We start from the raw sequence: 15235 nt of genomic DNA on the forward strand, positions 1-15235 counted from the left end.
CCCCTGGGATGTAGCAGGAAGGAGCAAAGTACGGGAATCACCGTCAGTGAAACCACGAACGACGCGATCATCGAAACAATGGTCGCAATCGCAATCGGCGCGAACAGCTTGCCTTCGACACCCGTCAAACCCAGCAGCGGAAGGAAGACCAGAATGATCAGCACCGTAGCATAGAAAATCGAGTTCCTCACCTCACCGGAGGCCTTCGCGATCACTTCCAGTCGAGGCCTCGGAACCGACCTCGCCGCATTCTCTTTCAATCGTCGGAAGACGTTCTCCACATCAACAATCGCGTCGTCCACCACCATCCCGATCGCGACCGCCAGCCCACCCAGGGTCATCGAATTGACGCTGATATCAAAACCCGTGAAGACGAGAAAGGTGATCGCGAAAGACATCGGCATCGCGGTCAGGGTGATGAAGGTCGTACGGAAGTTCAGCAGGAACAGAAACAAGACGATCGTCACCATGATCGCCCCGTCGCGAATCGCTTCGGTCAGGTTGCCGATGGCATGGTCGATGAAGTCTTTTTGCTGGAAGAGCATCGTGGTTTCCACCCCTTCCGGCAGTCCGTCCTTCAATTCACCCAAGGCCCTGCCGACCTCTTCAGTGAGCATCCGCGTATCCACTCCCGGAGCCTTGGTGATCGACATGATCACGCCGTAGGTCGGTGACTTTTCCGGGTGCTTGCTGATCGTGGCATCGCCACGCATCGGCTCGATGCCCCACACCACCTCGCTGACATCCGCGATCGAAATCGGACGGTCGTTGATCTTCTTGATCACCGTTTTTCCGATGTCATCGAGTTCCACGCTCATCGCCAGATTGCGCACCATGATCTCGGTCGGCCCGGTATTGAGAAATCCCCCTGTCGTCCGGCTGGCCGCCTGCTCCGCTGCCGACTCAAGTTCTTCGAGGCTGATGCCATTGGCCCGCATCCGGTAAAGATCCGGCTGAATCTCGATCTGCCGCACCCCACCACCCATGTTGAGGATTTCCGCAATCCCGGAAATGCCCTGGAGCCGCGGCTTGATCGTCCAATCGGCGAGGGTCCGGACCTCGCTCGGCGAAAGGTAACCCGGCTCGCCCTCCGGCACCGTCGAGCGCACCCCGACGAGCAGGATTTCCCCCATCAACGAAGCGACCGGCGTCATGAAGGGCTCGACACCTTCCGGCAATTGCTCGCGTGCCGACTGCAATCGCTCCTGCACCCGCACCCTCGACTTATCGATGTCGCTGTCCCAATCGAACTCCGCGTATATCAATGAAAGCGCGACGTCCGAGTTGGAGCGCAAACGGGTCAGACCCGACACGCCCATCATCGCGCTTTCCATCGGCACCGTCACCTGGGCCTCGACCTCTTCAGGAGAAAGTCCCGGCGCTTCGGTGAGAATCGTCACCGTTGGCTTGGTCAGATCCGGCAGCACCTCGACCGGCAGCTGGGTCGCCGTGCGGAAACCCATGACCATGATCAGCAGCGAGACTCCGATAATGATCGCCCGATTGGCGAGCGACCATAGGATCATCTTGTTCAACATGACTCAGGAAGCTTTCGGGTTGGATTCTGAAACCTCGACTTCTTCAGGATGATCCGAGCCTTTGCGGAGCAGCAACGAGAGGAGTAGTAGCACAAAGAGCACGCCACTTGTGATCTTCCACATGGGGCTCTCCGCCGTGCCTTCAACTGGAAGCCCGGCGGCCATCCGCTTCTTCGCTTCCTCCTCCGCCAAAGCTTCAGGCGACAGTTCGGAGCCGTCTTCGGCATGCTCGTGGCCATGGGCGGCATCGAGCGCTTCCTTGAGTGAAATGCTGCTCGCACCCGCGAACGAAAGCGAGTAACCACCCTTCGTCACCACTTCGTCACCGGGAAACAAACCGCCTTCGATCTCCACGAAGCTGTCGTTGCTCTTACCGGTCTGCACCGGTACCTTCACGAAGGCATTCGGCAGGTCGAAGTGCTTCACGTAGACAAAGCGGTTGCTCGCCTCCCCCTGAAGCGCCGCGCGGGGCACGCTCAAAACATTCGCTCGCGAGTCCAGCACCACGGAAAATTCCGCTCTCATCTCCTCACGAAGCCGCCCGCTCTTGTTCGGCAATATAAAGATCGCATCAATCGTGCCGCTCTCTTCATCGGCCGTCGTCCCAAAGCGGATCAGCCTGCCGTCGAACTTCTCGTCGGGCAAGGCCACCACCTTGATGTGCGCTTCGGTCCCCGGCTGGATGCGGGCCGCGAAATGCTCCGGCACCTTTGCCACCGCATAGACTTCACTCAGGTCCGTGATCTCCAACAACGCCACATCCGGATTGAGCGGATCGCCCAGTCGGGCATTCGCGTGCGTCACCAATCCACCGATGGGGGCTTTCAGCGGAATCACCGGCGGCGGATCTCCCGGCATCCGGCTCTCGACCTTTGCCACCACCTCCCCCGCCTCCACCCGGTCACCGGGATGGGCCGAGAGCTCGACGATCCGTCCGGCGATCCGACTGCTCACCCCTGCCATTCTCTCCGGAACCGCCTCAATATGGCCGAGCGCAAAGAACGACTCTTCGAAGTCCTGCTCCTCGACCGCAACCGTTTCGATTCGGAGATTTTTCACCCCGGTCTCATCGAGCACCACCGTGTTCGAGTTGTCTTCTTCACCCACCAGTTTCGGTGCGGCAAAGAGCACGAGCGCCGAAGCCATCATGCCTCCAATTTGATTGATTGATTTCATGTCCTGTTAGGAAAAATTAGAATGAACCTTTCGCCGCCTCATAGCGGACCCGGGCGAGATGGAATTCACGCAAGGCATCAAGCCTCGCGGCGGAGAGCTGCAGCAACTTCTCGCGATTGCGGAACACCGTCTGAATGTCGCCCTGCCCCTGCTTGATCGCCTCTTCGGCCCCGGCCACCTGTTCTTCGGCAAGCGGGATCAGCTCACGGCCGAGCTCCGCGAGCAGCGCCTTCCACTCGGCCATTTCGCGACGGGCTCCATCGACCTCGAGATCAATCGTCCGGGCCAGCGCCTTGGCTTCTCTGTCCTTTCGCTCCGCTCGCGCCACCGCCTCTTCAATCTTGCCTTCGTTCTTGTTCCAGAATGGCAGGGGAATCTTGAAGCGAAGTCCGACAATGCCTTCCGTCTCGAATCCTTCCGGCGCATCTTCCCGCCGCTCGACTCCGGCGAACAGGCCCGCCTCCACGTCTTCCTGTCGACGCGCATACTCAAGCTCGACACCTTGCGCCGCGGCCTCGGCTTCCAGGCTCGCCACTTTAAAATCAGGACGCTCGCCATGACTCACCCCGGCGACCGGGACCACGACTTCCGGGAGCGCGCCGCTGACCAGTAGAGCCTCCGCCGGATACATTCCCAGCAACGGCTTGATCCTCCCCAACAGCGCCGTTTCCTCCGCATCGAGTTGCCTCATCTGCACCTTGAGGCTGGCCGCTTCCAGCTTCGCCTGCCCGGCATCCAGCAAGGAGCCCTCGCCCCGCGCGGCGATCTCGGAAAGCAACTTCGCGAATTCACCCGACAGCTCGGACTGCTTCCCCAAAAGAATGCGGCGCTGGTGATTCGACAAGATCATCACCACCCCTTCGCGAGCCTCGGCAATGAGCCGTCGTTCCACTTCCCTCACTTCCGCCTCAGCCGCTTTGACTTCCGTCGCGGTGACCTTCTTTTCCAAAGCCAAGCGATCGGTTAGGGGAAAACGCTGATTCAATCCGATCTCGAACAACCCCTCCTCGAATCGGGTATTGTGCTCGAAGCCGGTCTCGAGTTCCGGATTCGAAAGCCGACCCGATTGATTCATCCTCCCCTGTGCTTCACGGATCCGCAAACGCGCCGCGGCCAGATTCGGATTCTGAGCGCGGACCCGGTCGCCCACGCTCTCAAGCGTCACGACAAGCCCCGGCTCCGCCGCCACCGGGGCGGCCAATGACAGACATGCCACGAAGGCACCAAAACGAAAAAACGGCATAGCAATGATTGAAAAAAATTTGAAGAGAACCGCCCTTCGACATCGGAAGGATCGGATTCGTGAGATAAGAACCGAAACCGCGACCAAAGGAGGCCGACAGCAGGGAGGAGATCTCTAACAGAGGCCCCGGAGCGCGATCAAAGGGCGCTCAGATCAAAGGCGGCTTATCCAAAGAAAACACCGGTGCCTCCGGTGCTTTGTCCGCCGTAAAATTCAGGATCGTCCGACCCGCCACAAGCCCCGCCATACTGCAACGCGTTCCGCTTTCCGAAACCATGGCTCCACCCGTCGAACAATGACCGTGGTGATGATGATGATGCGGACCCGGAGGGCAGTCAGGATCGTGGTCGTTCCCGTGATCATCCGGCGCTGGCGCGTGATGATCCCCTTCCGCGTCACAGACGTGCTCAATCTCGACGCATGGGTCCGGCAGCCCGCCGTGGGCCATCAGCAGTCGCCCGCACATCCCGGCAAAAACGCCGAAGACAAGCAGGCTGGTCACAAATCGAAGCACGGCGCTAAAAAGCAGCAAATATCCTGACAATCAAGGCGAAAGCCACCGCACCATGAAGCCCGACCATCAAAAAACACCGCAACAGCCGATCCCTGCCCCATCTTTTCGTAGAATCCCGGTCCCTGCCAAAATCCGTTGGATTGACGTCGCATGAGTGCTGCGTTAACGCTTCACCCGAATGATTGGCCATCGATTCCTCCTACCACTCACCATCCTTTTAGTTCTGGCAGCAAGTGCTTCGTCCCAAGTCACCGTCACTCTCAATATGGAGAAGTCGAGCTTCCTCCATGGAGAGGCGGTCAAAGCCGGCGTCTCCATTACCAATCTCTCCGGACAGGACCTCGTTTTTCAAGGCAGCGCCCGCGAGCCATGGATCGATTTCATGGTAAACTCAAGTCGGGGGGTTCCCTTGACCGCCGTTGGTAGCCCTGCTTTCGGCACGGTGAAAATCCCCGCAGGAAAGACGGTCGCGCGCGCCGTTGATCTCAATAAACTCTTTTCTCTCAATGAGTTGGGCAATTATTCGGTCTACGCCATCGTGCGACCGCCAGGCCGCCACTCCGGAGGTTTTCAATCGCAGCGCCGATTATTTACCATCAGCACTGCCAAGCCCTACTGGTCGCAGGTCGTCGGAGTTCCGGGCAAGAAGGGTGAAACCCGAGAATACCGATTGATCCAGTTTACCGGTGGCCAGAAACTGAAGCTCTACGTTCAGGTCGCCAACGCCCGCAATGGCTACGTGATCCGGACCCACGGCCTCGGCGAGTCCCTCTTTTTCCGCAAACCAACCGTCGCCGTCGATGGCGCTCTCACCATGCACGTGCTCTATCTGGTCACGCCTGAGATCTGGGGACACGCGAGAATCAACCCGGATGGGGAGTTTTTGGGACGCGATCTCTATAAAAATTCCGAGTTTGGCGACCCTTCACTCGTCAAGCTTCAGGACGGCTCGATCCGTGCCAGCGGAGGAGTTCCTTACGATCCAAAAGCCGAAGCCGAACAGCGGGCCAATAACAGGAAGGCCTCCGAAAGACCCGATTTCATCTACGACTAAAAAACCGGAGGCCACAAACTCGGTTTTTCCTTTACACCGCCCTCAGATTGCTTAAGAAATCTAAATAGTTTTTAAAACTTAATCGCTTCTCCTGCTTTCCCCATGAATTCGATGTTTCCTGCGGTGCTTGTCGCCCTGATTGGACTATTTCTCTGCAATTCGGCCCAAGCTTTTCGCACGGTCGTGATTGATCCCGGCCACGGTGGCCACGACAAGGGGGGGCAATGGGGCTTGGTCTACGAAAAGCACCTCGCCCTCGACACTTCGGCTCGCCTTGAAAAAGAGCTCAAAAAACGCGGATTCCGCACGGTGATGACCCGGCGCAGCGACTACTTCATCTCCCTTCCGGAGCGCGTCCGGATCACCAAGAAATACCGCGACGCGATCTTTATCAGCGTCCACTACAACTACACTTGGAAGCAGGGTGTCTCCGGCCTGGAAACCTTCTACACCAACTCCAAGAGCAAACCGCTCGCAGCTTACGTCCAGTCGGGCATGATGAAGAAGGTCCGAACCGTCAACCGAGGCGTCAAATTCGCCCGGTTTTACGTGATTCGCCACAACACCTGCCCCGCCATTCTCGTCGAGTGCGGCTTTGTCAGCAATGCCACCGAACGCTCGCGGATGAAGTCGGCCTGGTGGCGCCAGTCGCTCGCTGAAGGCATCGCCGACGGGATTGTGCGCTTTCGGCGCAGCTAAGCCCCTTTGCGCGAAAACGCCACTGCAGCCTGCGGCTCTCTCGACTTCCCCTCCCGCGCACCCTACGCTCGCGGCATGAGCTGTGTAGGTGTCGAAGAGATGCGCGCCATCGAAAATGCGGCCTTCAAACGCGGCGTCGATCCCGGTGAACTCATGGACCGCGCGGGTGAGGGCATCGCTGCCCGCCTGCTCGATCACTTTCCGCACCCCGGCACCGCCATTGCCTACCTTGGCAAGGGCAACAATGCGGGCGACGCCTTGGTCGCCCTGGCGATCCTTCGCCAAGCCGGATGGCAGATCTCCCTTCGCAGCTGCTACCCGGAGCATGAATGGAGCACCCTTTCTCGCCAACGCCTGCGGCGTCTTGGGCTCACCCCCTCGGACCTCCCTACTCATCCAGCCCATCCGCTGCTGCTGCTCGACGGCCTACTAGGCATCGGTGCACGCGGCCCCCTGCGCGAACCACTGGCTTCTCTCGCCACCGAAATGACCGAGCTTCGCCAACGTCGTGGGGCCTTGATCGCTGCCATGGATCTACCCTCCGGCCTTGACGCTGATAGCGGTGAATCGCAGCCCGGGGCTGTCGTCGCCGACCTCACACTGACCGTCGGCATTCCAAAACAAGGCCTCCTCACCGACGCCGCCACAAACGCGACGGGTCGACTTTTTCTCATTCCGCTCAAGGACCTTCCCCTACCGGACCGACCGGGCATTCAGCTCTTCAGTCCCGACACCTTTGGCGGCCTCCTTCCGCCGCGTCCTCATGACTTTCACAAAGGAAACGCCGGGCGTGTTGCCATCCTCGCCGGATCCCCAGGAATGAGCGGTGCGGCAAGCCTTGCCTCCACCGCTGCCCTGCGCGCCGGAGCCGGCCTCGTCACGCTCTATCTCCATCCGGACACCAAGGTCTCCACTCCACCCGAGATCATGGTGAAATCCCATCCCGAAAGCGTTGATGGCGCTTTTTCATCTCGAGCAGACGCCCGGGTCATCGGACCCGGTCTTGGCAATTCCTCGTCGGCCGTTCAGTCCCGCCTTTTGGATCGACTGGCAACAGACGAAACGCCGGCCGTGCTCGATGCCGACGCACTGAACTGGATCGCCAGCGCCAGCCGGCAAGATCTACTACATCCCCAGTACCTCATCACACCGCATCCCGGCGAATTCGCCCGCCTTGCACCCGACCTCGCCGATCTCCCGCGTCCCGAAGCCGCCGCCCGTTTTGTCGAACGCCACCCCTGCACCCTGCTCCTAAAAGGTTCCCATACGCTGATCGCTGCTCCCGGTGAGTCGATTCGCTTCAATCCCACCGGCCACTCGGGAATGGCCAGCGGTGGCCAGGGCGATGTCCTCGCCGGGGTATGCGGAGCCCTGCTTGCAGCGGGGATCCGCCCCATCGACGCCGCCTCACTGGGAGCCTGGCTCTGCGGTCGAGCCGCCGAACGTGCCCTCACCCACGGCCACCAAAGCCCCGAATCCATGACGGCCAGCGATACCATCGCGCAGCTCGGCGGTGCCTTCGACGACTGGCGTCAAAGACGCCGTTAGACTCGTTCAACTCTCCGCCAACTCGGCGAAGACCATCAGCCCACTCGTCGTCTGCAAGGTGCTGATCACCAGCACATCCTGGGTTGATCCAATCTTGTCCACCGCGTGATTCACCACGATCATCGTGCCATCGGCGAGATAACCAACCGCCTGATGCTCGTCCTTTCCTGTCCTCACCAAAGCGAGCCTGAACTTCTCGCCCACCACCACCGAAGGACGCAGCGCTTCGGAAAGCTCATTGAGATTCAGCACATCCACACCGCGCAGCTTCGCGACCTTGCTGAGGTTCTCATCGGTGGTCATCAGCCTCGCTCCGAGCAGCTGGGTCGTCTGAAGAAGTCGCCCGTTCAGAGTCTCATCGGTGGACACGCCACGCGCCTCTTCGATTGAAACCTTGAGCTCTTTGTCCTCACGCATTTTTTCCAGCGCACTCAGTCCTCGTTCGGCCCGTTGACGGTTTGCAGCCGACGGGGAATTCGCCAGTACTTCAATCTCATCGAGCACGAAGCGTGGCACGATCAAGCGACCAGTCAGGAAACCGGAGCGAACCACACCCGACACACGGCCATCCATGATCGCGTCGTCATCCAGCACAACGGGCTGACCCGTACTGCTGTCCTGACGGAAACGCACATACGGGAGAATGAACGCAAAGTCGTCGTGACTGCTTCGCAAAGCCAAAACCGCCCCGAGGAATCCAAAGCTGGCATACAGCAGCGAGCTGATCCCGAGAGAGATCGTCAGCGCGATGTCCGGACCAGACAGAACCTGCCCGCTATCCATCTCGAACTGCCGGTTCAAGGCCGAAGTCAGCACCTCCGTCAACCCGACCCGGGTCACCAAAAACGCACAGAACAAGCCCACCAGCAGGCCGAATGTCGCGGTCGAGAAGCCACGCAGGGTGAAACCTTCCATCAATTTCTCGACGAAGATGAAAAAGGCCGCCACCACCAAACCACCGAGCAAGCCAGCCCAGATCGGAATCTCCAGCGCATCATTGCCTTTGGTGCTGAACGCCAGGGCCGCTCCCGCCGCCTCACAAATGAGGAGGTAAAGCAAGCGGGCGATATTGACGGAGGCCGGTGCGTTCATCTTCCGCTGACAAGACTCCCCCGGCAGCCGTCTGATGTGCAAGCAAAACACCTGTCCACTCCAGACATGCCCGAGCCAGAACAGGTTTCCGATTTGTCCGGACTGCGGGAAACCGCTAGCTTCATCGCCAATCTCTTTTCCAAGCTCATGGCATCCCCACCAAAATCGATTTTCCGGATCATCATGATCCTGCTGGCGGGTTACGGCGTGGGGACCCTCGCAGCCACCATTTACTGCTACCTCCAGCCGAAGATCTACGAATCCCGTGCGGTGCTCACTGAAGAGCGGGAGCCGGGGGGATCAACCGCTCTGCCGGGCCCCCACGCCGCGAGAGCTGTTTCCGATTTGATGCTGCACCGAGTCTGGGACCTGAGCTTCAAGGAATCAGTGCTCCAACTGCAGCAGGGAGTGACGATCACATCGACTCCGGCAGGCACCGTCATTGAGGCACGTTTCGATTCAGCCAGTGATGCCCGGCAGATCGCGGACTACCTGTCGAAAAGCTTTCCCGGCTTTGACCGCGAACGCCAATGGTCGGCCGTTGAAGGACTCGACGACTACTACTTCCCCAAGGAAATCGAAACGTCCACCAAGCTCCACCAACTCCGCCAGAGCATCTTGGAATCGCTGAAACGCACCGGAAATGACAGCCCGGGCATCCTGATCAGCGAAACCACGGTGGCTCGGATCGATGACGCCGACCTCACTCGGCAATTCGAGGCTTACCAAGCCACCGCGACTCCACCCGGCCGCTTCGCGCCGCCAGACGGCCAAATTCTCACCCCCCTCCCGCTTGCCGCCATCCCGATCGTGCTTCCGACCCCGGTTTCTCCCAATGTCGAGGCCGCCTTCCTGACCGGCCGAATCAGTGGCCTGCTGGCAGCCGCGGCGGTGCTTGCCTGGATCCTCGCCCGCAGACCTTCGCTTGTTTGGGTCTCCACGCCGAAACCTGCGAAATCGCCGGATTGGGCGGATGTTCAGCCATTACCTTCCCAAAATCGCTTCGAAAACTGGTAATTGGCTCGTTTTCTGCGGCTTTCTCGAAAGAAAGCGACATCCCATTCGGACAGGTATTCGTCGGACTCGACAATCCGCCCGAATTGGCCCACCGATTTATCCACTGCTTGGAACGACCTGAGCTGCACATTCCTCAAAAATCATCACGCCTTCTGACCATCGGCCCCAACCACTTGTCCTTGGAGGACATTAGAGGCCGGAGTTTCCCCTTCACATCCCATCGTCATGCCCGAGTCATTTCTTCCCGCTCCTTTCGCGCACCCCTACGAGATCGATCCGAAGTACGCCAAAAGCGCCGTCTACTTCTGCTGCGAATTCGCCATCGATCAATCCTTCAAGATCTACTCCGGTGGTCTTGGTTTCCTCGCCGGCTCCCACATGCGCTCCGCCGCAGCCATCAAGCAGAACCTCTGCGGAATCGGCATGTACTGGACCTGCGGCTACTACAACCAGACCCGCGGTGAAGGCCGCGAGATGGCCGTTCAATTCCGCCGCAAGGAATACGCCTTCCTGCAGGACACCGGCATCCGCTTTCAGATTCCAGTCTACGGAAAACAGGTCTGGGTCGGTGCCAAGTTCCTCCCGTCCGAAGTCTTCGGCACGGTTCCGATGTTCTTCCTCACCACCGACCTGCCCGAAAACGATCACGATGATCGCCAGATCACTCAGCGTCTCTACGACAACGATCCCTACCGCCGCATTGCCCAATACACCGTGCTCGGTGCCGGCGGTGCACGCCTTCTGGAAGAACTCAACGTCGACCCGGAGGTCTGGCACCTCAACGAAGCCCACGCCCTGTCCGCCGCCTTCCGCGTCCTCGAAAAACACAAGGGCGATGTCGAGGAAGTCCGCAAGCGCTTCGTCTTCACCACCCATACCCCCGAGGAAGCCGGCAACGAAAAGCACGAGTTCGATCTCCTGAAAAAGGCCAGCTTCTTCGGCAAACTCGACGAAGCCACCGTGCGCAAGGCGACCGGCATCGACGGTGACGTTTTCAACCACTCGCTCGCCGCCCTGCGCATGAGCCGCACCGCCAATGGCGTGTCGAAGCTCCATGGCGAAGTCGCGCGCAAGATGTGGGGCCACTACGAAGGCATCTGTCCAATCGGCCACGTCACCAATTCCCAAAACGCCAAGTACTGGAAAGACCGGGGTCTGGAACGCGCCCGCCTCAACAACGACCCCGAATTCCTCGCGGATCGGAAGCGGGAGCTTCGCCAGCAACTCTTCCGTCTGGTCGCCGACCAGACCGGCAAGCTGATGGATCCCAAAGCCCTGACCATCGTCTGGGCCCGCCGCTTCGCCGGCTACAAGCGCGCCGAACTGATCACTCGCGATGAGAAACTCTTCCGCGAGCTTCTCAGCCAATCCGACCGCCCCGTCCAAATCCTCTGGGCCGGCAAACCCTTCCCCTTCGATTACGGCGCGATCGATACCTTCAACCACCTGATCCGACTCACCAAGGACTACCCGAATGCCTCGGTCGTCGTCGGCTACGAACTCGAAGTCTCCCGTCTGCTCAAATACGGCGCCGACATCTGGCTGAACAACCCTGTCGTCACCCGCGAAGCCTCCGGCACCTCCGGCATGACCGCCGCCATGAATGCCGCCGTCAATCTTTCGACCTTCGACGGCTGGGTTTGCGAATTCGCCAAAGATGGTCACAACTCCTTCATCGTCCCACCTGCCGACCCATCGCTCAGCCCCGAAGATCGCGACCGCCACGACCTGCTCGGCATCCACAGGATTCTCCAGGAAACCGTGCTGCCCATGTTCTATGAACGCCCAGACGAATGGTGGAAAATCGTCATGAACTCGATGAACGAAGTCGTCCCATTCTTCGACTCCGACCGCATGGCCGCCGAATACTACACCAGCATCTACCAGTAATACGGAAAAGGAGTTTGTAACTCCTTCCGCCACACCAGTAGAGCCCGACGCCCCGAAAAAGGAGCGTCCCAAGAACTCCAGAAAACCCAGAGTCGCCCCGCGACCCTGGGTTTTTCATTGCCCCCAAAGGAGCAAAACCTCCCCTCCCTCTTCTTCGACCCCAAACGAACGCCCATCGCCGAGCCTCTCGCCCACCCCCTCTTCTCCATCTCCCATCTCCCATCTCCCATCTCCCATCTCCCATCTCCCATCTCCCATCTCCCATCCACCATCCCTCACTCACCAAGCTCCGCAAGATCGCAAAGTAACGACAGACTCCGCATATTTCGCCGCATAATACGCCCGATCCTCCACACCCCATGCGGAGCGGATTCTCCCATCCGAGCACACATTCCGGGCGTCCAGATGTCCGCGCCCGCCCCAAAGCAGCCCAACCTCGATTCGGTCACCACGATCAATCAGGACGGCTCCCGCTATTTCCTCCATCCTGCCGACGTCAAAGGCAAGTGGACCACCCTTCGCCGCATCTTCGGCTTCGCGCTGATCGCGGTCTACGTCGCCCTGCCGTGGATCCCCATCAACGGCGCCCCCGCCCTCTTCTTCGATGTCGAAAACCGACGCTTCCATGTCTTCGGGCTGACCTTGGTCCCCCAAGACCTGTGGGTCCTCTTCTTCGGGATCACCGGCCTCGGCTTCACCCTCTTCTTCGTCACCTCCCTGCTCGGGCGCGTCTGGTGCGGATGGGCCTGTCCCTACACCGTCTTCCTCGACCACATCTTCCGCCGGATCGAACGTTTCGTTGAAGGCGATGCCCCCGCCCGCAAGAAGCTCGCCGCCGCCCCGTGGACCAAAACCAAGGTCGTCAAAAGAGTCATCAAGCACAGCCTCTACGCGCTCTGCGCCGCGCTCATCGCCCACGTCTTCATCTCCTACTTCGTCTCGATCGAAAGACTCTACGGCTACATGGGCGAAGGCCCCCTCGCCCACGCCACCTCCTTCGGCATCGTCGCCTTTCTAACAGCCGTACTGTGGTTCTGCTTCGGCTACTTCCGCGAGCAGTTCTGCGTCATCATGTGCCCCTACGGACGCCTGCAGGGCGCACTCAGCGATGACGATACCGTCAATGTCGGCTACGATGATGTTCGTGGTGAACCCCGTGGCAAAAAAGGCTCGACCGAAGGCGACTGCATCGACTGCCGCCGCTGTGTCACCGTCTGCCCCACCGGCATCGATATCCGCAACGGCCTGCAATTGGAATGCATCGGCTGTACCGCCTGCATCGACGCCTGCGACGACATCATGCGCAAGATCGATCGGCCCACCGGCCTGATCCGCTACGATTCACTCAAGGGCCTCGCGCATCAGAAACGGCGCTTCCTTCGCCCACGCGTCATCGCCTACACCATTCTCGGCCTGCTTGGCATGGGAGCCTTCACCCTTGCCGCCACCCGCAAGGCCAAGCCCTACACCGCCCAATTCGCCAAAGTCGCCATGGCTGGCATGCCTTTCCAGGCAGACGACGCCGGTGTCCGGAACTTCTATCAGCTCCGTTTCTACAATAAGCGAAACCAACCCGCCTCCTTCAGCGTATCCCTCGTCGACCCACCCGAAGGCTTCATCCTCAGCGGCAGCGAGCAGACCATCGAAGTGACCGCCGGCGAAGAAATCAGCCGTCAGTTCGTCGCCATCGCTCCCGCCGCCGCCTATAAAGGCCGGACTTCCCTCACCTTCCAAGTCATCGCCAATCCCGGCGAAGTCGCCATCACACAAACCGTTACCTTCCTTGGTCCCAATGCAGACACTCACCAGCCCTAACGCCCCAGATCCCATGCTCGTCAAACGTCCCTGGCTCCTCATCGTTCTCGCCTTCCTGCTGCTCATCGCCGCCTGGTCGGCCATGATCACCATCGCCCTCAAACACACCCCCGAGCGCATCGAAATCAAAGCCCCCGCGAAGTAAATAGCCGACCCGCTGTTTTCAGCTTTCAGTTTTTCCGCTTTCCGCTTTCCGCTTTCCGCTTTCCGCTTTCCGCTTTTCAAATGACCACCATCACCACCTTCGGCGCGCTCGCCGTCGGCCTTGCCACCAGTATTCACTGTGCTGGCATGTGTGGTCCCATCGCCTGTGGTGTCGGCGCGATCGCCAAGACCGAAGCGGAGCGCCTCACCGCCTCCTCGCTCTACCATGCCAGCCGACTCCTCTCCTATACCATCATCGGTGCGATCTGCGGCGCGCTGGGCAAGGAACCACTGAGCTGGTTCTTCGACTCCCCCGCCGTGCTCCTTCCCTGGGCCCTCGTCGCCGCCCTGCTGCTGCTCGCCAGCGGCCTCGATAAGAAAATTCCCCGCCCCAAAATCCTCAATCGCCTGACGGCCCGCGCCCGCCTCAAGGCCGGCAAATTTTCCGCCGTCGGCGGTGCCACCACCATGGGCCTGCTCACCCCCTTCCTCCCCTGCGGCCCGCTCTACGCCGTCTTCATCGCCCTGATGGCCTCCGGCTCCGCCGCCCGCGGTGCCGAATCCGCCCTCGCCTTCGGACTCGGCACTGTCCCCCTGCTGTGGCTCGCCCAGCATCAGTTCCATCGCATGCGAATGAAACTCACCCCCATCCGCCTCGCCCAAATCCAACGCGGCCTCGCCCTCGTCACCGCCCTCATCCTCGCCTGGCGCCTCCACGACACCCTCCCCGATTTCTCCAAATCAGAAGTCACTCCTACCGGCGAATCCCAGCAACTCCCCAGCTGCTGCCCTTGAACCTTAGGGCAGGGGCCCTAAGCACCCCATCGTGCCTGAGTTCACCTATTGCGAGCAGCTTTGTAGATCCCCTTTAAATCGAGAAGGGGAAATCGGGAACGAGAACAGAGTTTTTGATCTGGCCGCCAGGACTTGAAAAGAAGCGGAGAGAACCATCATCATCACAGAGCCAGACTTCGGTCGCACCTGCATCAAAATAGAGTGCCATTTTCTCCCGCATTTCGTTCTCGCTGTTTCTTGGGGAAATGACTTCCACACAGATCGCAGGGGCAAAGGTAAGAACGTTCGCCTTCTTTGCATCGGCGAGTTGCGAATCGGTAAGCCAGGCGACATCGGCAGCGCGGACGCCATCCAAGGTGGAGACAGGGACTTCCACGCTCGCTGCCCCGCCATCGATCAGGCTCTCCATGAGTTTGGCGATTCGGAAGCCCCTGTGGCCATGTGAAAATGAGGGAGGCGGGGTCATAATGATGTTTCCGTGACGGTCAGTCTCGATCCGTTGTTCAAGCCCCGAGTAAAAGGGATCGGCAAGGATCTCCTCCCAACGTTCGAGATTGAACGCCGTCTGGTCGCGGTGCGCGGGAAGCTGGATTGCGATTTCTCCCATGCCGCCAAGGTAACAGGTCCGTGGCGGGCTTGCAATAAAGTGATGCCGGTCGCGTGTTGAGTGGTTCCAGAAGCGCAATAGAGAAAAAACCAGCAACTCCCCA

General features: G+C 59.8%; 14 protein-coding genes. 9 read left to right on the forward strand and 5 right to left on the reverse strand.

The genetic code is table 11. The annotated features are described in order from the left end of the window. From WBG04_RS18400 to WBG04_RS18410, 3 genes are all read right to left on the reverse strand, one after another. Nucleotides 1-1526, reverse strand: a 1526-nt coding sequence (locus WBG04_RS18400) for an efflux RND transporter permease subunit (RefSeq protein WP_424316177.1), incomplete at its 3' end; no start/stop codon positions are given. A 15-nt stretch (nt 1527-1541) separates the two neighbouring features. Beyond that, nucleotides 1542-2714, reverse strand: coding sequence for an efflux RND transporter periplasmic adaptor subunit (locus WBG04_RS18405; RefSeq protein ID WP_424316178.1), 1173 nt, complete (start codon nt 2712-2714; stop codon nt 1542-1544). A gap of 16 nt (nt 2715-2730) precedes the next feature. After that, nucleotides 2731-3957, reverse strand: a complete 1227-nt coding sequence (locus WBG04_RS18410; protein ID WP_424316179.1) for a TolC family protein — start codon at nt 3955-3957, stop codon at nt 2731-2733. 295 nt (nt 3958-4252) lie between these two features. On the opposite strand from WBG04_RS18410, the gene WBG04_RS18415 reads away from it, so the two are divergent. The 4 genes from WBG04_RS18415 to WBG04_RS18430 all read left to right on the forward strand — a co-directional run bounded on the left by WBG04_RS18415 (nt 4253) and on the right by WBG04_RS18430 (nt 7772). Further along, a complete protein-coding gene (locus tag WBG04_RS18415; RefSeq protein ID WP_424316180.1) occupies nt 4253-4498 on the forward strand; it encodes a hypothetical protein in 246 nt (81 codons plus the stop codon). A gap of 151 nt (nt 4499-4649) precedes the next feature. Continuing rightward, a complete protein-coding gene (locus tag WBG04_RS18420) occupies nt 4650-5525 on the forward strand; it encodes a hypothetical protein (RefSeq protein ID WP_424316181.1) in 876 nt (291 codons plus the stop codon). Nucleotides 5526-5627: 102 nt separating this feature from the next. Continuing rightward, nucleotides 5628-6224, forward strand: coding sequence for an N-acetylmuramoyl-L-alanine amidase family protein (locus WBG04_RS18425; protein WP_424316182.1), 597 nt, complete (start codon nt 5628-5630; stop codon nt 6222-6224). Nucleotides 6225-6230: 6 nt separating this feature from the next. After that, nucleotides 6231-7772, forward strand: coding sequence for an NAD(P)H-hydrate dehydratase (locus tag WBG04_RS18430; protein WP_424316183.1), 1542 nt, complete (start codon nt 6231-6233; stop codon nt 7770-7772). Between the two features lie 6 nt (nt 7773-7778). Here the strand turns inward: WBG04_RS18430 and WBG04_RS18435 are convergent, their stop codons facing one another. After that, a complete protein-coding gene (locus tag WBG04_RS18435; RefSeq protein WP_424316184.1) occupies nt 7779-8864 on the reverse strand; it encodes a PIN/TRAM domain-containing protein in 1086 nt (361 codons plus the stop codon). A gap of 66 nt (nt 8865-8930) precedes the next feature. Between WBG04_RS18435 and WBG04_RS18440 the strand changes: the two genes are divergently transcribed. The 5 genes from WBG04_RS18440 (at nt 8931) to WBG04_RS18460 (ending at nt 14525) form a co-directional block, all read left to right on the forward strand. Then, nucleotides 8931-9881, forward strand: coding sequence for a hypothetical protein (locus tag WBG04_RS18440; RefSeq protein ID WP_424316185.1), 951 nt, complete (start codon nt 8931-8933; stop codon nt 9879-9881). Nucleotides 9882-10106: 225 nt separating this feature from the next. Continuing rightward, entirely contained in the window at nt 10107-11771 is a 1665-nt protein-coding gene (gene glgP / locus WBG04_RS18445) for an alpha-glucan family phosphorylase (RefSeq protein WP_424316186.1), read from the forward strand. Nucleotides 11772-12176: 405 nt separating this feature from the next. Continuing rightward, a complete protein-coding gene (gene ccoG / locus WBG04_RS18450) occupies nt 12177-13586 on the forward strand; it encodes a cytochrome c oxidase accessory protein CcoG (protein ID WP_424316187.1) in 1410 nt (469 codons plus the stop codon). 13 nt (nt 13587-13599) lie between these two features. After that, nucleotides 13600-13731, forward strand: a complete 132-nt coding sequence (locus tag WBG04_RS18455; protein WP_424316188.1) for a hypothetical protein — start codon at nt 13600-13602, stop codon at nt 13729-13731. Nucleotides 13732-13811: 80 nt separating this feature from the next. Next, entirely contained in the window at nt 13812-14525 is a 714-nt protein-coding gene (locus WBG04_RS18460; RefSeq protein ID WP_424316189.1) for a sulfite exporter TauE/SafE family protein, read from the forward strand. A 73-nt stretch (nt 14526-14598) separates the two neighbouring features. Here the strand turns inward: WBG04_RS18460 and WBG04_RS18465 are convergent, their stop codons facing one another. Continuing rightward, nucleotides 14599-15132, reverse strand: coding sequence for a Uma2 family endonuclease (locus WBG04_RS18465; RefSeq protein ID WP_424316190.1), 534 nt, complete (start codon nt 15130-15132; stop codon nt 14599-14601). Nucleotides 15133-15235 lie beyond the last annotated feature (103 nt).

This window comes from Haloferula sp., from assembly GCF_049672945.1.
In the GTDB taxonomy this organism is placed as follows: domain Bacteria; phylum Verrucomicrobiota; class Verrucomicrobiia; order Verrucomicrobiales; family Akkermansiaceae; genus Haloferula.